Origin of the sequence: Lachnoanaerobaculum sp. ICM7, assembly GCF_000287675.1 — a bacterium.
Classification (GTDB): Bacteria; Bacillota; Clostridia; order Lachnospirales; family Lachnospiraceae; genus Lachnoanaerobaculum.
Window position 1 is genome coordinate 16,509 of sequence record NZ_ALJL01000022.1, and the last position, 26,973, is coordinate 43,481.

Here is a 26,973-nt window from a genome sequence, read left to right on the forward strand (position 1 = left end):
AGGATGGTTTCAGAAGAACTTAAGGTGATAAACCCAAGTGGCTTGCATTTAAGGCCGGCAGGTAATTTATGCAAAGAAGCATTGAAATATGATTCTAAAATAAACATTATATTTAAGGATGCTACAGCAAATGCCAAGAGTGTTCTGAGTGTGCTTGCGGCATGTGTAAAATGTGGTGATGCCATTAAGATAACATGTGACGGCAGGGATGAGAAAGAGGCTTTGGAAGCTTTAAAGAATTTGATAAATTCAGGTTTTGGTGAGTTAAAGTAAGTAGAGGTTTATAATGAAAATTTATGGCGTAGGAGCTGCCGAGGGCATCGGTATCGGAGTCGCAAAAGTAGTCAGAGAACAAAATGTGGAAGTTGTAAAGAAAACTGTTTCAGACAGTGAAACTGAAGTTAATAACTTCATGAGAGTTCTGGATATAACTAAGGCTGAGACTGAAAAGATGTCGCAGGCTTTAGAAAAGAATGCTTCAGCGAAGGAAGCGGAGATTTTGTTTGGACATATTATGCTTATGTCCGACCCTATGCTTGTGGATGAGATAGTTAATCGCATAAAAGGTGAAAGTGTTTGTGCGGAGTATGTGATAGAAGAGGTATGTAATCAGTATGCCGCAGTATTTGCTTCAATGGACGATGAACTTATGCAGCAAAGAGCTACCGATATGATTGATATTAAAACAAGACTTATAAAGAAGGTACTCGGTATAGAAAATACCGATCTTTCTAAACTTCCTTATGGCAGTATTCTGGTTGCAAAGGATTTGACACCTTCTATGACGGCAGGACTTAATCCCGATAATGTTCTCGGAATAGTTACACAGTTTGGAGGAAAGACTTCACATTCGGCTATTCTTGCAAGAGCGCTTGAAATACCTGCAGTAGTGGGACTTTCAAATCTTCCTGAGGATATAAGTGATGACACGGATATACTTCTTGACGGTGAGAGCGGAGAGGTCATTATACTGCCGACAGATAATGAAAAGTCGGATTATGAGAATAAAAAGAAAAAATATGATGCAAACAAGGAAGTGTTAAAGAAGTACAGAGAATTACCAAGTATTTCTAAGGACGGTAAGAAGGTGGAAATAGCCGGAAATATCGGAAGCCCTGAGGATGCAAAAAAGGTAATTGAAAACGGTGGCGAAGGTATAGGACTTTTCAGAACCGAGTTCTTATTTATGGACAGAGACTGTATGCCTACTGAAGAAGAGCAGTTTGAAAGCTATAAGGAAGTGGCGGCAGCCATGGAAGGGAAGCCTGTTATTATCAGAACTCTTGATATAGGAGGTGATAAGGAAATCCCTTATATGGGAATAGTACAGGATGAGAATCCTTTTCTTGGATATCGTGCCATAAGACTTTGTCTTGACAGAAAAGATGATATTTATATACCGCAGCTTAGAGCATTGCTTCGTGCAAGTGCTTTCGGAAATATCAAAATAATGTTGCCGTTAATCACTTCAATGGATGAAATAAGAGAAGCTAAGGCGCTTATAAGTAATATAAAGAAAGAACTTGATGAGAAGAATATTGCATATAATAAAAATATAGAAGTCGGTATCATGGTGGAGACCGCAGCTGCATCATTACTTGCAGATATCTTTGCAAAAGAGGTGGATTTCTTCAGCATAGGTACCAATGATCTGATTCAATATACTATGTCCGTAGACAGAGGAAATGTAAAAATTGCAGGCTTGTATTCTCCATTTTCACCGGCAGTACTCAGAAGTATCAACAGAATTATTACAGAAGGTAAAAAGGCGGGAATAATGGTAGGAATGTGTGGTGAGGCTGCAGCGGATCCTTTACTTATTCCTGTACTTTTAGCATGGGGTATGGATGAATTTTCAATGTCGGCTTCAAGTATACTGAAGTCAAGACAGATAATTTCCGGGTGTGACAGTAAGGACTTAAAAGCTAAGGTGGATAAGGTGCTTGAGATGTCAACAGAGAGTGAGATTAAAGAGTACTTAAAGAAATTGACAGAGGAGATTGGATGTTAATATACACTGTTTGCAGTTTATTAGCGTATGCATTATCCCGGATGGAGCACTATGCCCTGTCCGGGTTTGTTCTAATTTTGGCGGCATTATATCTGTATATTAAGGAATACAGATACTCGAAATCATTGGTAAATCTTAGAGGTATTTTTGCACTGGCTTTTATCGGCGGTGAGGGCCTTGCAGCTATGAAGTTTTCATACCTTGCAAAACCATGGGGAGACAGTACGTGGATTTGTCTTGCTCTGGCCTTCGGATGCTTTTATATTGTATTTGATATATTGAAGGCAGTTAAGGGTAATCCTTATTCAAACGGAGAGAGAGTGCTTGAAAGAAGCAATGAGGATATGATGTATGCATGTATCATTATACTTGCACTTACATCTTTGACAGCTTTTAATATTGAGGCCATTGTACTCGGGTTTATTCCTGTTTTTGAAAAAGGGGTTCCTCATGCATACTCTTATTTTCATATTTCAGGCGTGCATTACTTTACCGTAAGCTGCATTTTAGTGCCGGCTTTCAGTATTGTCTACTTGAATGAAGAGAGTAGGCTTGGAATTATAAAGGTAATATTTTTGGTTTTAGCCAATATTATTGCTATGGCTATACCGATACTTTGTGTATCAAGATTTCAGTTTATGTTTGCTGTGCTTCTTGCCTTTGTAACCTTACTTATATTAAAAAGGGAAAGGATAAGGCCTGTATATTTTGTGAGTGTTATAGTATTTATCGTTCCGGTGTATTTATTGCTTTCTGTGGCAAGAAGCCATAATGTGGAGTATCTTAACGGAATATTTGAAATGAAATATAATCTGCCTATTTTTATAAGTCAGCCATATATTTATATTGCAAATAATTATGACAATCTGGATACTTTGATAAAGGAGTTGCCGAAACACAGCTTCGGATTAAAGGGACTTTTTCCTCTTTGGGCACTTACCGGAATTAAGTTTATATATCCGAAGATAGTGGACTTCCCTATTTTTGTAAACAAAACCGAACTTACAACAGTGACATTATTTTATGATGCCTTTTATGACTTCGGAATAGCCGGAGTTGCCGTATTTTCCACGGGGCTTGGCTGTATCGGTTATTTCTTTGAGAAAATGATAAGAAGTACAAGGCATGCAACATTCTATATTATATATGCACAAGTATTTATTTATCTCGCACTTTCATTTTTTACCACATGGTTTTCAAATCCTGCCACATGGTTTTATTTTATAGTGACATTGTCAATATTTTTTATATGTGAGCAGAGAGGCAGGTAACTTATGGAAAATATGAATGCTTTAGACAGGCAGTACAGGGAAATGACGGAGACTCCTGTAGAAAAACTGATTTTAAGACTCAGCATTCCCACTAGCATAAGTATGCTTGTAACGAATATTTACAATATGGCGGATACTTTTTTTGTCGGAAAGCTTGGTACCAGTGCTTCTGCGGCTATAGGTATAGTATTCTCTTTGATGACGATAAATCAGGCACTCGGATTTATGTGCGGTCATGGTTGCGGCTCAAATATATCCAGAAAGCTTGGAAATAAGCAGGGCAATGAGGCCATAAAGTTTGCCTCGACAGGATTTTTTATGTCACTGGTTTTGGGTGTGCTTATAATGATTTTCGGCATAGTATTTATGGAGCCTTTGCTTAGACTGATGGGAAGTACCGATACGATAATGCCTTATGCAAAGAGCTACGGTATCTGTATACTTCTTTCAGCTCCTTTTATGACAGGAAGCTGCGTGCTGAATAATGTTTTAAGATATGAGGGTAAAGCCGCACTTGCGATGGTAGGGCTTACTCTGGGCGGTGTATTAAATATTATCGGAGATCCGATATTTATATTTGTATTCAACATGGGCACTTTGGGGGCAGGTATATCAACAGCAATCTCACAGGTTATAAGCTTTTTTGTATTGCTTGCAATGTTCGGTGGAGAAAGAACAGTTTCAAGGCTTAGACTTTCAGCAGTATCAAAAGATGCAAGGGATATTGTAAATATATTGGAGACAGGCTTTCCTAGTCTGATAAGACAGGGAATGATGAGTGTTTCAACTATGGTTTTAAACTATATGTCCATGCCTTATGGTGACGCGGCTATTGCGGCTATGAGTATTGTCGGCAGAGTATGTAATTTTATATTTGCCGTTGCACTTGGAATTTCACAGGGCTTCCAACCCGTATCGGCTTTTAACTACGGGGCAAAGAAGTTTAAGCGTGTGAAGAGGGCTTTTGTATTTTGCTGTGGACTCAGTATGATAATAATAGGAATTTTAAGTATTGTCTCACTTATATTTTCAGGACATATAATAGGTTTATTCAGAGATGATGCCGATGTTATAAAGGTTGGAACTTTTGCCTTAAGAGCACAATGTGTGGTTTTATTTTTATCACCTATTACGCTTGCCGCCAGTATGATGTTTCAGGGAGCGGGAGAAAATCTGGCTTCATCAATAGCTTCGTTTTTAAGAAGCGGTATTACATTTGTTCCGATGGTGCTTATATTGCCGAAGTTTTTGGGAATATATGGGATACAGCTTGCACAACCGGTGGCGGATATTATATCATTTATTATTGTAATGCCGCTGATAGTGAATTTTTTCAGGAAAATAAATGCATAAATTTTAGTGGTAAATGTTGACAATTTTAAGTTTTTACAGTATAAATTAATAAAACCGTTGATTGGGAGAAAAGAAATTAGTTACTAACAGAGAGTCGGAGGTGCTGAGAACCGATAGGGATGACGATTTTAATATGGACCCATGAGGGCGAGGTGAAAGGAAACAAGTAGCTAAGACGGGTGCTCCCGTTACCGGGCAGAAAATGTGTCGGCATTTTTTTAGAGAGAGTATTTTTACTAATGAAGGTGGTACCGCAGGCTTTGCTTGTCCTTTGGATAAGTGGGCCTGCGTTTTTTGTGTAAAGGTCACTGTCGGTAAATATCTCTATATCGGATGCCTTAAGGAGGAGAAAATGAATTTAATAAAGAAACTTGGAATTATTGCAATAGGTGCGATTTTGATGGCAGGATGTACACCAAAGGCGGATACGGCGCAGAGCGCTAATACCGAAACTACCGCAGAACAAAGCAGCGCTACCGAGAGTGCAAAAGCGGAGGCTACAGACAGCACAGAGATGAAAAAAATCGGAGTGATTCAGCTGGTTGAACATAAATCACTTGATATAATATATAATTCATTTAAAGATGAGTTAAAGAACCTGGGATATGTGGACGGTGAGAATGTTAAGATAACATTCCAAAATGCACAGGGTGATATGTCAAATATCACAAGTATAGTTCAGGGCTTTGAGGGTGATAAGCAGGATGTTGTAGTAGGTATCGCTACACCTGTAGCACAGGGAGCTATGAGTTTGACAAAGACAACACCTGTAGTTTTCTCTGCAGTTACAGATCCTACAGGTGCAGGAATACTTACAGATATGAATGCGCCTGACAAGGGAATGACAGGTACAAGTGATGCTGTACAGATTGATAAAATAATGGATTTGGCACTTCAGATTACTCCTGACGTAAAGAAGGTAGGCTTCATATACAATCCGGGAGAGGACAATTCTGTAACTAATCTCGGATTACTTGAAAACTATGTAAAAGAGAAAAATCTTGAGCTTGAAACAGTAAGTATTTCTACAAGTGCCGATCTTCAAACAGCAGCCGCATCACTTTTTGAAAAAGTTGATATGATATTTGTATCAAACGACAATACGGTTGCGGAGGCTATGCCTATACTTACAGCAGAGGCAATCAAAGCCAAGAAGCCTATATATGTAGGCGCAGACTCAATGGTAATGGACGGCGGTCTTGCTACAGTGGGTATTGACTATACAGATCTTGGAAAAGAAACAGCTAAGATGGTAGATGAAATACTTAAGGGAAAATCTGTAAATGAAATCCCTGTAAAAGTATTTAAGGATGATTTGTTTATCTATGTAAATACAGATACAGCTGCCGCACTCGGTATAGAGATACCTGAGAGCATCAAAACAGACAAGAAATTTGTCGATATTAAATCAAATAAGTAGGAGTAAAAATGACATTATCAACATTACTTGGCAGTATTGAACTTGGACTGATATTTGCAATATTATCACTGGGATTATTTATAGCTTTCAGAATTTTGGACCTGCCTGATCTGACGGTGGACGGAAGTTTTGTTACAGGCCTGGCTTACAGTGCTATATGGTCCGTAGCTAAAAATCCTGCTATGGGACTTTTGATGGGGGCCTTAGGAGGAATGATTGCAGGTATTGTCACAGGTATACTTCATACAAAATTGAAAATTCATGCTATATTGGCAGGAATACTTACAATGACAGGTCTGTATTCTATAAATCTCTTTGTAATGGGTGATAAGCCAAGTGTTTTCTTTTATGGTGAAAAGACTGTATTTACTCCTTTTGAAGAAAAGTTTTTTATAGGTACAACCGATATCGGAAAGTTGATTTTGTTGTTCATAATTGTTGTTGTTTTAGTAGCCGCATTAAAGTTATTTTTAATGACGCAAGTAGGACTTTCTCTTAGAGCTACCGGTGATAATGAGGCAATGGTCAGAAGTTCAAGTATAAATACAGATGCTATGAAAATACTGGGGTTTGCGCTTTGCAATCTTATAGTAGCTTTCTCAGGCGCAATATATGCACAGTATAATATGACAGCTACACATGGAGTCGGAACGGGAATGCTGGTACTTGGGCTTGCAAGTATCATAATCGGAGAAACGGTTATAGGAAAGAGAGGGATGCTAAGACACTTGATTGCGGTGGTAGTAGGTGCGATAATATATCGTATAATGCTTGCGGTGGCATTCGGACTTGGGCTTCCTGCAATATATTTAAAGCTCTTCTCAGCGGTAATAGTTGTTATCGCAATAAGCATACCTTTGATAAAGCCTACAATTGCAAGATGGAGAAAGATACATGCTGGAAATTAAAAATGTTAATGTAATATTTAATAAGGATACCGTAAATGAGAAAAAGGCCTTACGTGATTTGAATCTTAAATTAAATGACGGAGATTTTGTAACTGTAATAGGCAGTAACGGTGCAGGAAAATCCACTATGTTAAACGCGATAGCAGGCAATATAGAAGTGGAGAGTGGAAGAATATATAATAACGGCCTTGATATCACATATATGAAGGAGCATAAAAGAGCAAGATTCATAGGCAGACTGTATCAGGATCCTTTAAAGGGTACAGCACCTCATATGACAATAGAAGAAAATATGGGACTGGCATACAGCCGCGGTAAAAAGGTGAGATTCGGACTTGGAGTAAGAAGAAGTGACAGAGAGTATTTCAAATCTGTATGCACAAAACTTGGCTTGGGGCTTGAGCACAGATTGAAAAATGAAGTCGGAGGGCTTAGCGGAGGACAAAGACAGGCACTGACGCTTTTAATGGCTACCATGGAAACACCTGAACTTTTGCTGCTTGATGAGCATACTGCGGCTCTTGATCCCAAGACCAGTAAGAAGATAATGGAAATAACCGACAGGATAGTAACTGAAAATAATATTACAACTTTGATGATTACACATAATATCAAAGATGCCTTGCATTTCGGAAATAAAACAATAGTTATGAATAACGGAAGTATTTTAAAAGTTCTTGAAGGCGATATGAGAAAGAATATGACGGTTTCAGATATAATGGAATTGTATTCCGGAACGGATGCGGTATTGACCGACAAGATGATTTTAGGTGAATAAAAAAGTGAGCTCTACAAATTGTAGAGCTCATTTTTTGTTTGAATATTATTGTCCCGGCCCTATAAGTACCGGAGAACCTTGGCCTCCGGGGCCTTCGGTGGACATATGAGCACCTGGACCTGAACGTGGTGCTTCAGTGGTCGGAGTAACTCCGGGACCGTGTAATACGTCGGAATCATCAGGTTCTTTTGAAGAAGGACCTGTTTTTATAGGTGAGGCCGTAGTAGTTTCAGGAATTTTTATTTCTGAAGGCTGCCTCTTAGGTTTTGAACTGTTTGAGTTTGCCTTAGTCGGTGCAACAATTGTATTAGGTGATTGGCCGGATGAATTACTTCCCGGCGCCGCTCCGACAACATCACCGTTCGGTGCCACACCGACAGTTACATTATTTTGTTTCGGATTCACAATCGGATGATTTACACCGGCTCTTGGTGACACACCGACCCCTGCATCGTCTCCGTCATTTGCCGTAGGTGCATTAGGATCGATAATTTGACTCGGTCCGCCATGGATGGTGCATGTGGCTGTAGGCACCGCATACTGTGAATCATCGGTATTTGACTGTCCGCTTGGAACTATAAGTGCAACCTTTGTAACTGTAGTCGGGCAGTTTGCAGTAGGCAAAAGACCGCTTTCACTACATACTGTTACTGTAGTATGGTGATCGCATACTTCTGTAGGTACCGTTCCTTTGGCAAAATATTCCGTATATGTGGAATCGCCGCGAGGGTCGTGGTCACAAACTCCGGGGATAGGAAGTTTTCCCGACTTTCGGCAGACAACGGCGGTTTCAACGGAATCGGGAACGGGGAATCCTATATCCTCGGAACCCTCTGAAACTTTAGTCATTATCTTTCGCCATATATCCTTGTGGAAGCTTGTACCTCCATTGTCTGAAAGAGTTTGGTTTTCATCACATCCTGCCCATACTCCTGCAGTATAATATGGTGTAAATCCTACAAACCATACGTCCACATTCTTGGAAGTTGTACCTGACTTACCTGCTACACTCATATTATCGAGATGAGCTCTGGTAGATGTGGAATTTATATTTATTCCGCTGCTTGCAAACTTTCTGTTGTTCTCTGTAGATGCCGCCATAGCATCTGTAAGAAGGAATGCGGTTGAGTCTTTTATAACTCTGTGATTCTGTGGAGCAGTATTATCAATCAAGGTCTTTCCGTTGTGGTCCACAATCTTTGTAAAGAAGACCGGCTTTGTATATACACCTTGATTTGCTATTGTTGCAAAGGCACCTGTAAGTTCAAGGTTTGTAACACCTTTTGTAAGACCTCCGAGTGCAAGGGATGCATTGTAGTCCTGATCGGTAAGAGTGCTGATACCGAAGTCCTTGGCGTACTGTACGCCGACTCTCGGTGTTACGGTTTCCATAAGTGTTTTTAATGCAACTATATTCATAGAATATATGATACCGTCACGAATACTTGACCAGCCCATATATCCCTGCTTGTCATACCAGTTTTGGAAAGTTTTTTCTCCTATTGTATATTCGGCATCATAATAGGTTGTAGCCAAAGTATCACCGCTGGTATCAAGCGCAGGTGCAAATGATGATATCACCTTAAAAGTTGACCCCGGCTGTCTGGTAGTATTTGTAGCCCTGTTTAGAGAAAGAGAAGATGTTTTTTCACCTCTACCTCCGTTTATAGCTTTTACGGCACCGGTTTTTTGATCCATAAGAACAAAGGAAACCTGAGGCTCCAAAACAGTTTTTACACTTTCACCTACTACTGTATCGCCATCTTTAACCACTGTGGCTTTATAGCTTTCAGCATCCGCTTTTGCGGCATCCTCAGTGGTATAAAGTCCGTTGAAGCCGTCGTGAAGCACATCTGAATGGTATTTGTTAATATCCTTTTCGGAATAATTATGTGTGTTCTTTTCACTGTCTGTGACTGTAAGTCTGTATTCCAGTGCATACTTTGTATCAGGATAGTTTTCAGGATTGTTGACTTCGCTGTCTACAATCTGCTGAAGTGAAGGATCCTGAGTGGTATATATTGAGAGACCTCCGCTGTACAAAAGATTATGAGCTTGAGTTTCGGTATATCCCAGTTCATTTATAAATGCAGATGTAACCTGTGAAATTAAAGCATCTGTAAAATAGCTGTAGTGATTATTTTTCTCCTTTGCAAGCGTATTTATATTTTGGATTCTTGAATATACATCATCTGCAAGAGCCTCCTCCTGCTGCTCCTTTGTGATATACCCCTGCTCATACATATATTGAAGTATTATTTTTCTTCTTTCGGAATTTGCCTCCTGACCGGTAATAGGGTTGTACTTGGTAGGCCCCTTTGTTATACCGGCTATTACAGTGGCTTCAGAAAGAGTTAAATCGGATACTTCCTTTCCGAAGTACCTTCTTGCGGCAACTTTTACTCCCAGTGAGTTGCTTCCAAGGTTGATGGTATTCAGATAATTTGTAAGTATCAACTTTTTATCCATCTGTTTTTCAAGCTTTACGGCAAGGTACATTTCCTGAAATTTTCTTTCTACCTTTTCTCCGAAGCTTCTTTCTCTACCGCCGTTGAACACATTATTCTTTATAAGCTGCTGTGTTATGGTGGAGCCGCCGCCTGAAGAACTGTTTCCGGTTATTACACCGCTGACCGCTCTGAGTATAGCTCTGGTATCTATTCCGTTATGCTTCCAAAATCTGGAGTCCTCTATTGCCACAAAAGCGTCAATAAGAACTTTTGGAAGTTCGTCATAAGTTACCTCTTCACGGTTTGAACCGGCCATTACCAGAGTATCGGTAACCTGACCGGATGCATTGTATACCGTGGTGGCATATCCTAAAGGAACAATACTGTCAACATCCACATCAGGAGCATTGTCTATAATACCCTTTATCATGCCTACCGCCATGGCACCTCCAAGAACGGCCACTACAAGCAGTGCAAGAAAAAATGTCTTTACAGCCTGAAATATAAATTTGTTTATATATTTCTTTTTTCTTGATCCGGGTGACTTGGAGCTTTTCTCGGGAGTTTTATTTTCATTCTCTTTATTCATCACTTTTTCCTTTTCAAAATAAATTTACATAAATAATCCGGAGCTTTTGCCCTTATATCGAATTATACATCATTAATTTAATATAGGCTATCAGCTTTAAATAATCTTTATTTTTTATAAGCTATTATTAATAAGTAAAAAAAGGCATCCAAAAACGGATACCTTTATATATTATTGCTTTGACTTTATCATAGAACGTTTTCTAAGTGTCGGGTCGAGGATTTTCTTTCTGATACGAAGATTTTCAGGAGTTACCTCTAAAAGCTCATCGGTATCTATAAATTCAAGTGATTCCTCAAGACTCATGACTTTCGGTGTAACAAGTCTGAGCGCCTCATCCGCACTGGATGATCTTGTATTTGTAAGTTTCTTTGTCTTACATACATTGATTTCAACATCTTCAGCCTTACCGTTCTTACCGATAACCATACCTGCATATACCTTTTCGCCAGGACCGATAAATAAAGTACCACGCTCCTGTGCATTGAAAAGTCCGTAGGTAATAGACTCGCCGCTCTCAAAAGCGATAAGAGAACCGGTCTTTCTATAGAACATATCACCCTTATATGGAGCATAACCGTCAAACTCTGTATTGAGAATACCGTTTCCCTTGGTGTCGGTCATAAACTCACCTCTGTAGCCTATAAGACCTCGGGAAGGAATAAGGAATTGAAGTCTTGTATATCCGCCATGTGTAGGGCTCATTCCCTGAAGCTCACCCTTTCTTGATGTAAGTTTTTGAATAACCGCACCTGAGAACTCATCAGGAACATCTACAAATGCAAGCTCCATAGGCTCCTGCTTTTGGTTTCTCTCATCATAGTGATAAATAACTTCGGCCTTACTTACAGCAAACTCAAAACCTTCTCTTCTCATATTTTCTATAAGCACTGAAAGATGAAGCTCACCTCTACCTGATACTTTAAAGCAATCAGGAGACTCTGTTTCCTCCACTCTAAGGCTGACATCGGTATTTAACTCTCTAAAGAGTCTTTCACGCAAATGTCTTGAAGTTATATACTTTCCCTCTCTACCTGCAAGAGGAGAGTCATTTACCATAAAGTTCATAGAAATGGTAGGCTCTGAGATCTTCTGGAAAGGTATAGCTTCAGGATTTTCAACTGATGTCAAAGTATCTCCTATATGAATATCGGGAATACCTGAAATGGCTACTATTGAACCTATTCTTGCTTCATTTACTTCTACTCTGTTTAAGCCTTCATATTCGTAAAGCTTACCTATTTTTACTTTTTTCATCTTATCAGGGTCGTGGTGGTTTACCAAAGCAACTTCCTGATTTACTTTGATAATACCGTTATCAACCTTACCTACACCGATTCTACCTACATATTCATTGTAGTCGATTGTACTGATAAGTACTTGAGGATCCGCATCTTCATTACCTGTAGGTGCAGGTATATGCTTGATTATAGTCTCAAATAAAGGCTTCATATCCTCATTGGTGTCATTTACATTGTATCTTGCCCAGCCGCCTCTTGCACTGGCAAATAGGAAAGGACAGTCAAGCTGATGCTCATTTGCATCAAGATCAAGTAAAAGTTCCAGAATCTCATCAACAACTTCCTCAGGTCTTGCTTCTTCTCTGTCACATTTATTGATAAGGCAAAGTACTTCAAGGTCAAGCTCAAGAGCTTTTCTTAGAACGAACTTTGTCTGAGGCATAGCGCCTTCATAAGCATCTACTACCAAAACAACACCGTTTACCATCTTGAGAACACGCTCCACCTCTCCGCCGAAGTCCGCATGTCCCGGTGTATCTATGATATTTATCTTGGTATCACCATAGTGCACAGCGGTATTTTTTGATAGAATGGTGATTCCTCTTTCTCTCTCTATATCATTTGAGTCCATTACTCTTTCAGCCACTTCCTGATTTGCCCTGAAAACACCGCTTTGTTTTAAGAGCTGATCGACCAATGTAGTTTTACCGTGGTCTACATGGGCGATAATGGCAATATTTCTTATATCTTCTCTTTTTGTTATCATATATTCTTCCTCATAAAAATTTACAAATATTTATTATAACACTATTTAATTTGATTTTCCATAGAGAAAAAATCAGAATTGCTATTGAAATATGACGATAAAGGTGCTATATTAACTGTACTATGATAGATAATACAGTTAAAAGGAGAAATCTATGATTGTAATTGACTCAAGAGATAAGAGAGCCATCTACGAACAGGTGATGGACAGGCTTTCGGATCTTATGCTTATCGGGGCATTGGAGCCCGGCGATAAGCTTCCGTCTGTACGAAGTCTTGCCGTAGAACTCTCGATAAATCCCAACACTATACAAAAGGCATATATCGAGTTGGAGCGCCAAGGCTATGTATACAGTGTAAAAGGTGTCGGAAGTTTTGTAGCTGATATGGATGTTATAAAGGAAAATAAGAAAAGCATCATATATAAAGAGCTTGAAGAACTTGTAGACAAATCAAGAAAGATAATAAGTAAGGAAGAATTTTGTAAAAAAGTGGAAGAGTTTTATCCGGAACATAAAGCGAAGGAGGGAGCATGATAGAAGCAAAGAATTTAAGCAAGAGTTTTGACAATATAAAGGCGCTTGACAATATCAATGCAAGCATAAGAGACGGAGATGTGTTCGGACTTATAGGTACCAATGGTGCGGGAAAGAGTACATTTTTAAAAGTACTTGCCGGAATACTAAAACCTGACAGCGGTGAGATACTTATAGATGATGAAAATGTATTTGAAAATATAATGGCAAAAGAAAAGTTTTTCTATATTTCAGATGACCAGTTTTTCTTTTCAAATACCACACCGAAAGAGATAATAAAGTTTTATACATCTGTTTACAGAGACTTTGATGTTAAGAAATGTCAAGATATCTTGAAGGCACTTGATCTGGATATCAACAGAAAGGTAAATACTTTTTCAAAGGGTATGAAAAAGCAACTCTGCATTGCAATAGGAGTGGCTGCAAACACCAGATATCTGCTCTGCGACGAGACATTTGACGGACTTGATCCTGTAATGAGGCAGGCGGTAAAGAGTCTTTTTGCAAAGGAGATGGATGAGAGAGGACTTACACCTATAATAGCGTCACACAACCTCAGAGAGCTTGAGGATATATGCGATCATGTGGGACTTTTACATAAGGGTGGAATACTTTTATCAAAGGATGTATCCGATATGAAGTTGAATATCCATAAGGTGCAATGTGTATTTGAAAAAGACTTCGATATGGAAAGACTTAAAGAACTTGATATTATGCAGGTGAAAAACAGCGGCAGAGTGCACACAATCACCATAAAGGGAAGTGAGGAGGATATAAGAGAGAAAATGGAGTCCTTTTCCCCTGTATTCTATGAGATGATGGGACTCAGCCTTGAAGAGATATTTATAAGTGAAACGGAGGTGTATGGATATGACATCAAAAAGCTTATTTTTTAAATTGATGAAAGAGGACTTTAAAACAAGAGTTTGGACTCTGGCGATCAGTATTCTTATATTTTTCTTTTCGCTTATCGTGGCAACCGCTATGATGATAAGTTTTAATTTATATGAAGGTAGTGCATACTCTTATAAGGCTGATTTGGCATTAAACTTTATTTCCTATATAGATGTTAAAAATCCTTTTTTTGGAATGATATTTATAGTATTGGCTCTGGTTATGGCAATGTCAGGATTTTCATATCTCTATTCCAAAAAGAAGGTAGATATGTATCACAGTTTGCCGGTGAAAAGAGAGGTGCTTTATTTTATTAAGATAATAAACGGAATACTTATAGTTCTTATACCGTTTATTATCTGTGAAATAGTGGCAAGTCTTTTGATACTTGCAAATACCGGTGAAATAATTGTAATCACATCGGCATTGTGGTCTATAGCAGAGTGGACATTATTATTTATAATGAGTTATTTTCTGACAGTATTTTCAATAATGCTGACAGGAAATATGCTTATAGGAATATTGGCCTGCGGATTTTTCAGCTTCTATTTTCCTTTAATTTCATTGGTGTTGAAGGGATATCAAAGTACATTCTTTGATACTTACTACACATCAGGATTTATTATTGAAAATGTCCTGCCGAATATGTCAAGCTTTATGCTGATGTTTAATATATTTGAACTTAAATGGCTTACAAGAATTATTATAGTAATACTTGCAAGCATAGTATTCCTTTTTATAAATCTTTTCCTATATAAGAAAAGAGCCTCAGAGGCGGCAGGTAAAAGTGTCAGCTTTAATGTGATAAAGCTGCCCATAAAGTCAATGATGGTTATCTTTATGAGTATACTTATGTATCTTTTGGGATACGAAGTAATGAATGACAGCATTGGCTGGGGACTTTTCGGACTTATAGTGAGCGGAGTTATTACTCATTGTGTAATGGAAATCATATACAATCAGGATTTTAAAAAGATTTTTGCAAAAAAGATTGAATTACTTGTGCTTATAATAATTTCAATATTTATAGCGGCAGCTTTTCAGTTTGATATATTCGGATATGACAGCTATATTCCGAGTGCTTCACAGATAAAGAGCACAGCGGTGATATCAAATCTTTTGGAGAGCAATTCCGAACAGTATTATAATAAAGTTGAAATTTCGGACGGATATTATAATGACTCATTTGTTGATGTGGACTATGCAAGTGACAGTAAGATAGAAGCCGACCTGATAAAGAAAATGGACATACAAAATAAAGATGCAGTATTGGAGTTGGCCAGGCAAGGTATAGAAGCTGCAAAATATGATTTGGAGTTGTATGGAAATTTTGACAAAGTTCTAATCTCATATAAGCTTAAAAACGGAAGAACCGTAGGCAGAGTTTATTATGTGGATTTAGATCAAAGTACTTCAGGACTTTCAAGTGTTTATGCTGATGAAAGCTACAAAAAAAGCAGCTATCCTATACTATCGGAAAATCCTGAGAATATAGTAAGTGTGGATTTTAACGGTATAATGGATAATGATACTCATATAGTGTTTCATGACGATGAGTTGAAGAAAAAGTTTGTGGAAACTTATAAGAAAGAGTTGATGAATCTTGATTATGAAACAAAATTAAAAAGCTATCCTTTTGCATCTATAAGATTTAATAATGAGTTTATGGAAGATGCACTAAAAAAGTATGCCGGATTTAATTATACAAGTGACAGCACAACTGCTGTCAATTCCAAATGGGAGAATGTATATGCAAATTCGCTGGAGTCCGTAGGATTTTATCCGATATATCCGGAGTTTAAGGAGACTTTGGCTTTATTAAAGGAGATGGATGTCGAGGTTATATATAAGTTCCCGGCAGAGTATGTGGAAAGTATAGATGTGTCTTATAATGATTGGGAAAATAATGACCCGGATAATAATATCGAAGAAGTTGAGTCTTATTCAAGTGAGACTACGCCAAAGACCTTTACAGATAAAAAGGATATAGAAGATATTTTAGATAAACTGGTTATTTGTGACAGTCCTTATAAGGAAAATCTGAATGAGGATCGAAATTATGCAGCAATTATCAACACCGGAAATTTAGAAAGTTCGGCTTACAGAGGCTACAATTCATATGGGTTTAAAAAGGGAAATATACCTGATATAATAAAGAAGTAATATATATTATATTGGATCTTGTGAAGGGGGTATTAAGTTTATGAAAAGAGAAGCTAATATATTGGTAAGTATACTATGGGTCATAATCTTTATTCTCAATATAGCTATATTTTTCATAGATACATCAAATATGAGGGAGAATATTACCATGCTGGCACTTGGTTTGTATTCTGTTTGCATAGCGTATGATTCAATAAAATCGATTATTTTAGGGAAAGATTTAAGTAAAAATACATTGATTTTTAGAATGATTATTGGGATTATAAGTATAGTGTTACAAACCATTATACTTATAAAATATGCCGGTTTTATTTAATATAATCTATAATTAATTTAAATAATAAGGGGGCTGTCGGTATTGACAGCCCCTCACCATGTTTTAAGGTTGTTTTCCTATATATGCAAGTATTCCGCCGTCCACATAGAGTATATGTCCGTTTACAAAGTCGGATGCGTGGGATGAGAGGAATACTACAGGGCCTGCAAGGTCAGCAGGATCTCCCCATCTGTTTGCAGGTGTCTTTGCAAGTATAAATGAGTCAAAAGGATGTTTGCTTCCGTCAGGCTGTACTTCACGAAGAGGAGCAGTCTGTGAGGTTGCAATATATCCGGGTCCTATACCGTTGCATTGAATATTGTACTGTCCGTATTCGGAAGCAATATTTTTTGTAAGCATCTTTAAACCGCCCTTTGCCGCCGCATAGGCGCTTACAGTTTCTCTTCCAAGCTCACTCATCATGGAGCATATATTTATTATTTTGCCGCTTCTTCTTTTTACCATACCCGGTAAAACAGCCTTTGCCATAATAAAAGGTGCTATAAGGTCCACATCTATAACAGAGTTAAACTCATCCACACTCATATTTGTCATTGGAATTCTTTTTATGATTCCGGCATTGTTTACCAAAATATCAATTTCACCGATATTCTTTTCAATATCAGCTACCATCTTTTTCACATCGTCCTCATTGGTTACATCACATACATAACCGTGAGCTTTTATATTTTCTTTATTATATGACTCAAGACCTTTTTTCAATCCGTCCTCTGAACTGCTGTTAAATATTAACTTCGCACCGGCATCTGAGAGTGCCTTTGCCATTGCAAAGCCTATACCATGAGATGCACCTGTAACAAGTGCGATTTTTCCGTCAAGTCTAAAGCTGTTTAAAATATTTTCCATTATCTCAAGTCCTCATTCTTTATAACATCCATATCGTCAAATGCCTGATTTTCGCCACCCATTGCCCATATAAAGGTATAGTTTGATGTACCTGCAGCAGAATGTATACTCCATGAAGGTGAAATAACGGCTTCTTCATTGTGCATTACAATATGTCTTGTTTCATTAGGCTCGCCCATAAGATGGAAGATAACATTGTCCTTTGGAACTTCAAAGTACATATACACTTCCATTCTTCTTTCATGAGTATGTGCAGGCATGGTATTCCATACATTACCCTCATCAAGAACCGTCATACCCATTGAAAGCTGTGCAGTTTGAAGCACATCGGGATGAATAAACTGGTTGATGACTCTCTTGTTTGCAGTCTTATTGTCACCCAGCGGTTTCTTTGCCGCATCTTTGATTGATATGAAAGTGGTCTTATATGAAATATGTGCAGGAGCACTTACCATATAAAACTTTGCAGGATTACTTTTGTCAAAACTTCTGAATGTAACATTCTTTGTACCCTTTGTAATATAGAGACAATCTTTATAATCAAGTGTAAAGACTTCATCATCTGCTACAATTTCACCCTTGCCTCCTATATTAAAAATACCGATTTCTCTTCTTTCAAGGAAATACTTTGTACCGAAGTTTGACCATACATCAATTCCATTATCTATGGAAACGGTCTCATTTACAGGCATACATCCTAAAGTTACCATTCTGTCCACATGTGAATATACGGCAACTACCTTATCTTCCTGATAAAGGTCCTGAATAAGGAATTCATCTCTTATCTCATCTGTGGTGTAAAATTTAAAGTCTCTTTGGTTTGTTGAATAACGAATATCCATAAATTCTCCTTTTAATATGCTATAAACATTTCATCAAATTTTTTACTAAAAGCCGCATTGATTCTCTCAATACCGCCATAAAGATGCTTTTTAACTATTTCCTCTATCTTGGAGGTATCTCTGTTTTTGATCACCTCATACATCTGTCTGTGCTCAAGAATTACATGCTCATAATTTTCACATTCCAGCATATCCAACATGCAAAATCTGGTGTAATTGGAATCGGATTTTCTTATCTGCTCCCACAGATAGGTATGCCCGGTTTTCTTATACCATAATTCATGCATGGACAGATCTATCGCTTTGAATTTATCAGGTTTAAAGCTTTTGGTATTTTCATAGCTTTTAGTCAGCCGGATAACAGTCTTTTCAAGTTTTTCTAAATCACTGTCTGTAGCAATAGCTATGTAATCTTTTAGTACCATACTTTCCAGTGCAAATCGTTCATATATGATTTGTTTAACTATTTCCATATTGATCATGGATACTCTTGAACCGCTCTTTGGCACTATATCGACAAGTCCCGAGCCTGCAAGTCTTGAAAGTACAGAGCGTATAGGTGTCCTTGAAACATTATATTTAGTGCAAAGGCTGTTTTCGCTTATAAGTTGCCCGGGCTTAAGTTTAAGCATCAATATATCATTTTCTATTTCCGAATATATATTTTGAATGGTAGAAATACTTATATGCCCCCCCTTTCATATACAAATAAATCTTGTATGCAAGCAATATTTTATGCTATGATTAACTGGCTTATAAGACCATGATATAACAGAGATTTTAATAAGTCAATCGAAAACTTGTATCCAAGATTAAAAACAACTTGTATCCAAGAAAAAGATGAAAAATAAATACTTAAAATGATTTTGACAAGGAGAAATATATGGGCGGACTTTTTAATTATGACAATCCTATATGGAGATTTGTAGGAAGAATATGGGATCTGTTTATCCTGAATTTGCTTTGGGTATTATGTTCACTTCCTATAGTGACATTTGGTGCATCAACTACGGCAATGTATTATTGCACAATGAAGATAGCAAGAGATCGTGACAGCGGTGGAGTATTATCAATGTTCTTTCACAGTTTCAAGGATAATCTTTTGCAGTCAACAATTATATGGGTGATAATGGCATTTGTGGGCGGAATTCTTTTGTTTGATATCAGATTTTTCAGCTTCTATTCACCTATAGAAAATACAGTGTTAAAAATGATTATATTTACAATTACCTGCTTTTTGATTTTGCTTTGGCTGTTTATATTTACATACATATTTCCGATACAGGCAAAATTTATCAATCCGATAAAGCAGACATTTAAGTTGGCGCTTTTTATGTCTGTAAAACACCTTATAAGAACGATAATAATACTTGCAGGAAGTGTTTTGATACTTGCCGCAGTATATATCCTTATCATGAGGATGCCGGGAGTGATGTCAATGCTTATTTTTGTATTGGGTTCAGGAATTTCACTGTTCCAGGCAAGCCAGTTCAACATGATCTTTGATAAATATATTGATGAGAATAATGAATAAGAAAAAAGATTGTACTTATTTTTAGACAGTTTGTTATTTTATTAACCTGTCATAGTGCTTGTATTGTTGCTTTCTTTTTACTATACTATTATATATATGAGCTCTTATGAGCTTTTTATGTGCAAACAAGCACAGGATAGAAATTTAGCTATATGCTGTAAGAATGGAAAGGGATATATCATATGTCAATGATGGATCAACTGAAAAAAAGAGCAAGAGAGAATAAGAAAACCATAATCTTACCTGAGTCAATGGATAAGAGAATCTATCAGGCTGCTGAGGTAATTCTTAAGGATGGTTTGGCAAACCTGATAATAATAGGTACTCCGCAGGAAGTGGAAGAGTATTCTAAGGGCTGTGATATCACAGGAGCAACAATAATCGATCCAAATACTTATGAGAAAACTAAAGAATATGAGGATCTCTTCGTAGAGCTTAGAAAGTCAAAGGGACTTACTCATGAAGATGCAAGAAAGCAAATGTTAAGCGACTATACTACTTACGGATGTCTTATGCTTAAGGCGGGAGACGCGGACGGACTTGTAAGCGGTGCCTGTCATTCAACAGCTAATACACTTAGACCTGCATTACAGATAATAAAGACTAAGCCGGGTGCAAAGCTTGTTTCAGGATTCTTTGTAATGGAAGTTCCAAACTGTGAATTCGGTGAGAACGGTGTATTTGTATTTGCAGACTGTTCTATAGAGCAAAATCCCGATCCTGAAAAGCTTGCATCTATTGCACTTTCATCAGCAGAGAGCTTCAAGTTCCTTGTAGGAAAAGAGCCTAGAGTTGCAATGCTTAGCCACTCATCAAAGGGTAGCGCAAAGCATGACGATGTTACAAAGGTTGTTGAGGCTACAAGAATTGCAAAAGAGCTTGCGCCTGATCTTTGCCTTGACGGTGAGCTTCAGCTTGATGCGGCTTTGGTTCCTGAAGTAGGAGAGAGCAAGGCACCGGGTTCAAAGGTTGCAGGACATGCTAATGTACTTGTATTCCCTGATCTTGATGCGGCAAATATCGGATATAAGCTTGTTCAAAGACTTGCAAAGGCAAATGCTTACGGACCTATGTGTCAGGGTATTGCAAAGCCTGTAAACGATCTTTCAAGAGGATGTTCTTATGAAGATATAGTAGGTGTAGTGGCAATCACAGCAATTCAGGCTGCCGGTGAAGATAAATAATAAAAAAAAGAGGTGTGGTTCATTATGAAAAATGTATTGGTTATAAATTGCGGAAGTTCATCATTAAAGTATCAGCTTATTAATATGGAAAACGAAGAGGTATTGGCAAAGGGATTGTTTGAGAGAATTGCAATTCCGGGATCAAAGCTTACACATGAGCCTGAAGGAAGAGAAAAGTTTAAGATTGAAAAGGATGTAAAGAATCATACAGAGGCTATTGCTTTGGTACTTGAAGCTCTTACAGATAAAGATCATGGTGTAATAAAGGATGCAAGCGAGATTTATGCTATCGGACACAGAGTTGTACAGGGTGGAGTAAAATATCCTGAATCTGTAGTTATCACAGATGAGGTTAAGAAGGATATTGAGAAGTATTCAGATCTTGCACCGCTTCACAATCCTGCAAACCTTATGGGTATTGAAGCTGTAGAAAAGGCTATGCCGGGTGTTCCTAATGTAGCGGCATTTGATACATCATTCGGTATGAGCATGCCTGAGAAAGCATATAAGTATGCCATTCCAAACGAGTACTATGAGAACTACCATATCAGAAGATACGGATTCCACGGTACAAGCCATATGTATGTATCACAGGAGGCTATTAAGTTTGCAGGTCTTGACAAGGATACAGCAAGAGTTATCGTATGTCACCTTGGAAACGGTGCTTCAATTTCAGCATCTGTAGGCGGTAAGTGTATAGATTCATCAATGGGTCTTACACCGCTTGAAGGACTTATCATGGGTACAAGATCGGGAGATATCGATCCTGCTATAGTACAGTATATTTGCAAGAAAGAGAACAAGAGTGTAGATGAGGTGCTTGATATACTTAACAAGAAATCAGGTGTTCTCGGAATGAGCGGCGGAGTATCATCAGACTTCAGAGATATCGAGAATGCTGAGGCTGACGGAAATAATCTTGCAAAAGTTGCACTTGAGGCGTTCAGATACAGAATTATAAAGTATGTAGGTGCTTATGTAGCCGCTATGGGTGGAGTTGATGCTCTTTGCTTTACTGCAGGTGTCGGAGAGAATGATAAGATTACAAGACAGATAGTAGGAAATGCTTTGGGATTCATTGGCGCAAAGGTTGATGAAGAGGCAAACAATGTTCGTGGTAAGAGAACTATGATTTCAACACCTGACTCAAAGGTTAAGATTATGTTGATGCCTACAAATGAGGAGTTGGCTATAGCAAGAGATACTTACAGACTGGCTAAAAAATAATATTGACAAGTAAAACCTTTGCTATTATAATTATTAAAGTTTTGTGACTCGAGATAAGGAGGTGAAAGAATGTCAATTTGTCCAAAGAATAAAACATCTCGTGGTAGAAGAGATAAGAGAAGAGCTAACTGGAAGATGTCAGCTACAAGTCTTGTAAAATGTCCAAAGTGCGGAGAGTTAATGCTTCCTCATAGAGTTTGTAAGGCATGTGGTTCATATAACAAGCGTGAAATAGTAACAGTAGACTAATAGTCAGTAGCTATAAGTTTTGCTGATTGGAATAACAGGGTTGCCACTTCGTGGTGACCCTGTTATTCTTATATACACGATAAAAATACACAAAATGGAAAATAATTTAGTAGATGCTTTGATTTTACAATCCTTGTAGCGTTTAGCTGTGCGAAAAAAGCGAGACAGGATTAAGCTGCCGAGGACTTGTTTGAGTGCAGTTCGCTGTTTTCCAAGCGAACAAACGAGTTCCGCAGGCTGCGTAAAATCCTGCGAAGCTTTTAAGCATAGCTGCGTTTAGGATTGGAAAATCAAAATTCTACTTATGTTGAGGAGTAATTATATGAAGTGGGAGAAGTATACTCTTATTACAAAGACCGATGCGGTGGATATTTTGAGCGCATCACTTGGAGATATAGGTGTGGAAGGTATTGAAATAGAAGATAATGTACCTTTAACTGCAGAAGAAACAAAGGGAATGTTTATAGATATTTTGCCGGAGTTACCTGAGGATGAAGGAATAGCAAAGGTAAGCTTTTATCTGGATTCCGAGGCCGACAATACAAAACTTTTGGAAGATATAAAAGTCACATTGGATGAGCTTAAAGAGTTTTGTGATATCGGTGACGGTGTACTTATAAAGTCGGAGACTGAGGATAAAGACTGGATAAACAACTGGAAACAGTATTTTAAGCCTTTTTATGTTGGAGATATCCTTATAAAACCTACATGGGAAGAGATACCTGAGGATGCAAAGTATAAGACTTTGATACAGATAGACCCGGGAACTGCGTTCGGTACGGGAGCACATGAGACTACTAAGCTTTGTATACTTGCCCTTGAAAAATATTTACAGAACAGGGAAAATGTCAGAGTCTTGGATGTAGGTACGGGAAGCGGAATCCTTGGAATTGCCGCACTTAAGCTTGGAGCTGAATGTGTATTCGGAACCGATCTGGATGATATGGCTATAGATGCGGTTATGGAAAATATGATCAGCAATGAAATCGGAATGACCGAGTTTGTAGCGGTATGTGGAGATATTCTGACAGATGAAAATATAATGGAACTGGCAGGCTATGAAAAGTTTGATATAGTGACAGCCAATATTTTGGCTCCCGTTATAATAGAACTGATAAAGACTGTAGCAAAGCATATGAGAAAAGGCGGAATATTTATTACATCGGGTATAATAGATACAAAGGAAGCCGATGTAGTGCTTGCCTTTAAAAAGAGTGAGGATTTTGAAATCATTGAAATAAATCATCTTGGAGAATGGGTAAGTATAGTAGCAAAAAAGAGGGAATAAATGTATCATTTTTTTGTGTCTGAAGAGCAGATAAACGGAGAAAATGCGTATATAGAAGGCAGTGATGTCAATCATATAGCCAATGTTCTGAGAATGAAACCGGGAGAGGAACTTCTTATCAGTGTCAGAGGGGACTGGGATTATCTTTGTAAAATAGTTGATATAGAGACTGACAGGGTGAACCTTAAAGTGCTTGAGAGTATGGAACAAAGAGAATTGCCTGTAAATATTACCCTGCTTCAAGGGATTCCGAAGTCTGATAAACTGGAGATGATAATACAAAAGGCGGTTGAACTTGGTGTAAGTGAGATAATACCGGTAAAAACAAAAAGGGTTGTTGTAAAGATAGATGAAAAGAAAGTCGATACTAAAGTAAACCGATGGAATGCCATTGCAGAGAGTGCCGCAAAACAGTCAAAAAGAAGTATTATACCAAAAGTATATGAGCCTATGTCCATAGATAATGCACTTGAAATTGTAAAGGATTTTGGTGTAAAATTAATACCCTATGAGAATGCAGACGGAATAGATAAGACAAGAAGAATACTGGACAATATGGATAAAACAAAGAATATTGCAGTATTTATCGGGCCTGAGGGCGGATTTGAAGAGTCGGAAGTTGAAAGGATAAAAAACTCCGGCTTTGAAGTCATTACACTCGGTAAAAGAATATTAAGAACAGAAACAGCCGGACTTGCATTGCTCAGTAATATAATGATCAGATTGGAAGATGAATAGATGGACGTATATTTTGACAACTCGGCCTCTACAAAAGTAAGTGAAAAGGCCATAGAAATAATGCTTAAGACCATGAGGGACGATTATGCCAACACAAGCGGCAAGCATATAAAGGGTGTGGAAGCTGAAAGCTATGTAAAAGATGCGGCGGATATTATAGCAAAGACTTTAAAGGTAAAAAAAGGTGAAATTATCTTTACCTCAGGCGGTACGGAATCCAATAATATGGCGCTTATCGGTGGAGCAATGAGCAGGAAAAGATACGGAAAACATATAATAATTTCAGGAATTGAGCATCCTGCGGTATACAGACCTGCTGAATTTTTGACGGAACAGGGGTTTGAACTTTCAGTACTTCCTGTAAACTCTGAAGGGCAGGTGGACCTTGAATTATTAAAGTCTACTCTCAGAGATGACACTGTCTTGGTGTCCGTAATGTATGTGAATAATGAAATAGGAGCTATAGAGCCTGTGGAAGAAATTTCGAAGATAGTAAAAGCTAAAAATAAAGACATATTATTTCATGTAGATGCCATACAGGCCTACACAAAGCTTAGAATAAATCCGAAATCACAGGGGATTGATATGCTTTCAGCATCAGGTCATAAGTTTCACGGCCCAAAGGGAGTGGGATTTTTATACATTGACAGCAATGTAAAGATAAATCCGATAATCTTTGGAGGCGGACATCAAAGAGGAATGAGAAGCGGAACGCTAAATACTACAGGAATTGCAGGAATGGGAGTTGCTGCAAAAGAAGCCTATGACAATTTTGATGAGAGAATAAATAAGATATCTGATTTGAAATATTATCTGATGGATGAGCTTGAAAAGACAGAAGGTGCGATTTTAAATACAGGCAGAGGTGAAAATTTTGCACCTCAAGTTATAAGTGTATCATTTGAGGATATACGAGCGGAAGTTTTACTGCATGCCCTTGAGGATAGAGGGATTTATGTTTCAAGCGGTTCGGCTTGTTCATCAAATCATCCGGGTATATCAGGTACATTAAAGGCTATAGGTGTAAGAGAGAATCTTTTGGACGCTACTATAAGAATCTCTTTATCGGAGCTTAATAATAAGGAAGAGGCTGACTATTTCATAAAGAATTTAAAGGAACTTTTGCCGCTTCTTAGAAAATTTGTGAGGAAATAATGAAGTACAAATCATTTTTAATTAAATACGGTGAGATAGGTGTAAAGGGTAAAAACAGATATATGTTTGAAGATGCCCTTATGAAACAGATAAGAACCGCCTTAAAAGAAGTAGAAGGAAAGTTTAATGTATCCAAGGAACTTGGAAGAATCTATGTGGACATGGATGGCGATTATGATTATGAGGAAGCAATCGACAGACTCAGCAAGGTATTCGGTATAGTCGGTATTTGTCCTATGGTCAGAATAGAGTCAAAGGATTATGAAAACCTTAAAGTAAAGGTGGTGGAATATGTGGATGCGGTGTATCCCGACAAGAACTTTACTTTCAAGGTAGATACAAGAAGAGCCGATAAGAGTTTCCCGGGAACATCAGAGAGCATCAATGCGGAACTCGGAGAGGTGATTTTAAATGCATTTCCACAGATGAAGGTTAATGTAAGAAAGCCTGATGTACTTATAAAGGTTGAGATAAGAACATATATAAATATATATTCGGTTGAAATACCGGGACCGGGCGGAATGCCTATAGGTACAAACGGAAGTGCAATGCTCCTTCTTTCGGGCGGTATAGATTCACCGGTTGCCGGATATATGATTGCAAAAAGAGGAGTAAGAGTGGAGGCTGTATACTTCCATGCACCGCCTTATACTTCAGAAAGAGCCAAGAGAAAGGTTATAGAGCTTGCGGAGTTGGTTTCAAAATATACCGGTCCGGTAAATTTACATATAATAAACTTTACGGATATACAGCTTGCAATATATGAGCATTGTCCACATGATGAGCTTACTATCATTATGAGAAGATATATGATGAAGATAGCCGAAAGAATTGCTGTAGAAAACGGCGATCAGGCTCTTATTACAGGTGAGAGTATAGGACAGGTGGCTTCTCAGACAATACAGTCATTGCTTACTACAGATGCGGCGGCCTCTTTGCCTGTATTCAGGCCTCTGATAGGCTTTGATAAGCAGGAAATAGTAGAAATTTCAGAAAAAATAGGTACTTATGAGACATCTATACAGCCTTATGAGGACTGCTGTACTATATTTGTGGCAAAGCATCCGGTGACAAAACCTGTTTTGGAAAATATAGAAAGGTCTGAAGAAAAGCTTGAAGGAATCATAGATGAGCTTATGGAAAAGGCCATGGAAACAAAGGAAAGAATTTTGGTGAAAGCCTGAAATAAAAAAT

24 protein-coding genes and 1 other annotated feature are annotated in these 26,973 nt (G+C 38.0%); of the genes, 19 read left to right on the plus strand and 5 right to left on the minus strand.

Annotation, left to right across the window (positions count from 1 at the left end; translation table 11 throughout):
• Nucleotides 1–3 precede the first annotated feature (3 nt).
• From HMPREF1140_RS05870 to HMPREF1140_RS05900, 7 genes are all read left to right on the plus strand, one after another.
• Nucleotides 4–273: an HPr family phosphocarrier protein gene (locus tag HMPREF1140_RS05870; protein ID WP_009662968.1), complete on the plus strand. Its 270-nt coding sequence runs from the start codon at nucleotides 4–6 to the stop codon at nucleotides 271–273.
• A gap of 13 nt (nucleotides 274–286) precedes the next feature.
• Nucleotides 287–2,011: a phosphoenolpyruvate--protein phosphotransferase gene (gene ptsP / locus HMPREF1140_RS05875; protein WP_009663050.1), complete on the plus strand. Its 1,725-nt coding sequence runs from the start codon at nucleotides 287–289 to the stop codon at nucleotides 2,009–2,011.
• On the plus strand, nucleotides 2,005–3,282 hold the full coding sequence (locus HMPREF1140_RS05880; RefSeq protein ID WP_009663046.1) for an O-antigen polymerase: 1,278 nt from the start codon (nucleotides 2,005–2,007) through the stop codon (nucleotides 3,280–3,282). The genes ptsP and HMPREF1140_RS05880 overlap by 7 nt, the downstream gene beginning before the upstream one ends.
• Nucleotides 3,283–3,285: 3 nt before the next feature.
• Nucleotides 3,286–4,635: an MATE family efflux transporter gene (locus HMPREF1140_RS05885; RefSeq protein ID WP_009662975.1), complete on the plus strand. Its 1,350-nt coding sequence runs from the start codon at nucleotides 3,286–3,288 to the stop codon at nucleotides 4,633–4,635.
• Nucleotides 4,636–4,683: 48 nt separating this feature from the next.
• Nucleotides 4,684–4,910, plus strand: a binding site (T-box leader).
• A gap of 77 nt (nucleotides 4,911–4,987) precedes the next feature.
• On the plus strand, nucleotides 4,988–6,055 hold the full coding sequence (locus HMPREF1140_RS05890; protein ID WP_009663102.1) for an ABC transporter substrate-binding protein: 1,068 nt from the start codon (nucleotides 4,988–4,990) through the stop codon (nucleotides 6,053–6,055).
• An 8-nt stretch (nucleotides 6,056–6,063) separates the two neighbouring features.
• Entirely contained in the window at nucleotides 6,064–6,963 is a 900-nt protein-coding gene (locus tag HMPREF1140_RS05895; RefSeq protein WP_009663081.1) for an ABC transporter permease, read from the plus strand.
• Complete coding sequence (locus HMPREF1140_RS05900; RefSeq protein ID WP_009662969.1) at nucleotides 6,950–7,741, plus strand: ABC transporter ATP-binding protein; 792 nt, start codon at nucleotides 6,950–6,952, stop codon at nucleotides 7,739–7,741. The genes HMPREF1140_RS05895 and HMPREF1140_RS05900 overlap by 14 nt, the downstream gene beginning before the upstream one ends.
• 45 nt (nucleotides 7,742–7,786) lie before the next feature.
• On the opposite strand, the gene HMPREF1140_RS05905 is transcribed toward HMPREF1140_RS05900, so the two are convergent.
• The gene (locus HMPREF1140_RS05905; protein ID WP_009663061.1) at nucleotides 7,787–10,780 is read right to left on the minus strand and encodes a transglycosylase domain-containing protein; all 2,994 of its coding nucleotides are present in this window, start codon (nucleotides 10,778–10,780) and stop codon (nucleotides 7,787–7,789) included.
• Between the two features lie 171 nt (nucleotides 10,781–10,951).
• Entirely contained in the window at nucleotides 10,952–12,787 is a 1,836-nt protein-coding gene (gene typA, locus HMPREF1140_RS05910) for a translational GTPase TypA (protein WP_009662987.1), read from the minus strand.
• A 154-nt stretch (nucleotides 12,788–12,941) separates the two neighbouring features.
• Here typA and HMPREF1140_RS05915 point away from each other — a divergent pair, with 154 nt between their 5' ends.
• The 4 genes from HMPREF1140_RS05915 to HMPREF1140_RS05930 are packed head-to-tail and all read left to right on the plus strand — an operon-like array spanning nucleotide 12,942 to nucleotide 16,695.
• On the plus strand, nucleotides 12,942–13,322 hold the full coding sequence (locus HMPREF1140_RS05915; protein WP_009663067.1) for a GntR family transcriptional regulator: 381 nt from the start codon (nucleotides 12,942–12,944) through the stop codon (nucleotides 13,320–13,322).
• Nucleotides 13,319–14,218, plus strand: coding sequence for an ABC transporter ATP-binding protein (locus HMPREF1140_RS05920; protein ID WP_009663034.1), 900 nt, complete (start codon nucleotides 13,319–13,321; stop codon nucleotides 14,216–14,218). Before HMPREF1140_RS05915 ends, HMPREF1140_RS05920 begins: the two co-directional genes overlap by 4 nt.
• Complete coding sequence (locus HMPREF1140_RS05925; protein WP_242822869.1) at nucleotides 14,187–16,379, plus strand: DUF6449 domain-containing protein; 2,193 nt, start codon at nucleotides 14,187–14,189, stop codon at nucleotides 16,377–16,379. The genes HMPREF1140_RS05920 and HMPREF1140_RS05925 overlap by 32 nt, the downstream gene beginning before the upstream one ends.
• Nucleotides 16,380–16,419: 40 nt before the next feature.
• A complete protein-coding gene (locus HMPREF1140_RS05930) occupies nucleotides 16,420–16,695 on the plus strand; it encodes a hypothetical protein (RefSeq protein WP_009663138.1) in 276 nt (91 codons plus the stop codon).
• A gap of 63 nt (nucleotides 16,696–16,758) precedes the next feature.
• Here HMPREF1140_RS05930 and HMPREF1140_RS05935 read toward each other — a convergent pair whose 3' ends face one another.
• From HMPREF1140_RS05935 to HMPREF1140_RS05945, 3 genes are read right to left on the minus strand one after another with little or no spacing between them, the layout of a single operon-like run.
• Nucleotides 16,759–17,562 (minus strand): gluconate 5-dehydrogenase, encoded by an 804-nt coding sequence (locus HMPREF1140_RS05935; RefSeq protein WP_009663079.1) that lies wholly within the window; start codon nucleotides 17,560–17,562, stop codon nucleotides 16,759–16,761.
• Nucleotides 17,562–18,404, minus strand: a complete 843-nt coding sequence (gene kduI, locus HMPREF1140_RS05940) for a 5-dehydro-4-deoxy-D-glucuronate isomerase (protein ID WP_009662978.1) — start codon at nucleotides 18,402–18,404, stop codon at nucleotides 17,562–17,564. The genes HMPREF1140_RS05935 and kduI overlap by 1 nt, the downstream gene beginning before the upstream one ends.
• An 11-nt stretch (nucleotides 18,405–18,415) precedes the next feature.
• Nucleotides 18,416–19,036, minus strand: a complete 621-nt coding sequence (locus HMPREF1140_RS05945; RefSeq protein WP_009663075.1) for a GntR family transcriptional regulator — start codon at nucleotides 19,034–19,036, stop codon at nucleotides 18,416–18,418.
• Nucleotides 19,037–19,287: 251 nt separating this feature from the next.
• Here HMPREF1140_RS05945 and HMPREF1140_RS05950 point away from each other — a divergent pair, with 251 nt between their 5' ends.
• The 8 genes from HMPREF1140_RS05950 (at nucleotide 19,288) to thiI (ending at nucleotide 26,963) form a co-directional block, all read left to right on the plus strand.
• Complete coding sequence (locus HMPREF1140_RS05950) at nucleotides 19,288–19,938, plus strand: YesL family protein (RefSeq protein ID WP_009663053.1); 651 nt, start codon at nucleotides 19,288–19,290, stop codon at nucleotides 19,936–19,938.
• Nucleotides 19,939–20,120: 182 nt separating this feature from the next.
• Nucleotides 20,121–21,122, plus strand: coding sequence for a phosphate acetyltransferase (pta, locus tag HMPREF1140_RS05955; RefSeq protein WP_009663088.1), 1,002 nt, complete (start codon nucleotides 20,121–20,123; stop codon nucleotides 21,120–21,122).
• A 24-nt stretch (nucleotides 21,123–21,146) separates the two neighbouring features.
• Nucleotides 21,147–22,349 (plus strand): acetate/propionate family kinase, encoded by a 1,203-nt coding sequence (locus HMPREF1140_RS05960; RefSeq protein ID WP_009663129.1) that lies wholly within the window; start codon nucleotides 21,147–21,149, stop codon nucleotides 22,347–22,349.
• A gap of 69 nt (nucleotides 22,350–22,418) precedes the next feature.
• Entirely contained in the window at nucleotides 22,419–22,598 is a 180-nt protein-coding gene (gene rpmF, locus HMPREF1140_RS05965) for a 50S ribosomal protein L32 (protein ID WP_007593730.1), read from the plus strand.
• 322 nt (nucleotides 22,599–22,920) lie between these two features.
• Nucleotides 22,921–23,886: a 50S ribosomal protein L11 methyltransferase gene (gene prmA, locus HMPREF1140_RS05970; RefSeq protein ID WP_009663151.1), complete on the plus strand. Its 966-nt coding sequence runs from the start codon at nucleotides 22,921–22,923 to the stop codon at nucleotides 23,884–23,886.
• Nucleotides 23,887–24,624: a 16S rRNA (uracil(1498)-N(3))-methyltransferase gene (locus HMPREF1140_RS05975; protein ID WP_009662965.1), complete on the plus strand. Its 738-nt coding sequence runs from the start codon at nucleotides 23,887–23,889 to the stop codon at nucleotides 24,622–24,624. It begins immediately after the preceding gene.
• A complete protein-coding gene (locus HMPREF1140_RS05980; protein ID WP_009663070.1) occupies nucleotides 24,625–25,779 on the plus strand; it encodes a cysteine desulfurase family protein in 1,155 nt (384 codons plus the stop codon). It begins immediately after the preceding gene.
• Complete coding sequence (gene thiI, locus HMPREF1140_RS05985; protein WP_009662997.1) at nucleotides 25,779–26,963, plus strand: tRNA uracil 4-sulfurtransferase ThiI; 1,185 nt, start codon at nucleotides 25,779–25,781, stop codon at nucleotides 26,961–26,963. The genes HMPREF1140_RS05980 and thiI overlap by 1 nt, the downstream gene beginning before the upstream one ends.
• The last annotated feature ends 10 nt before the right edge of the window (nucleotides 26,964–26,973 follow it).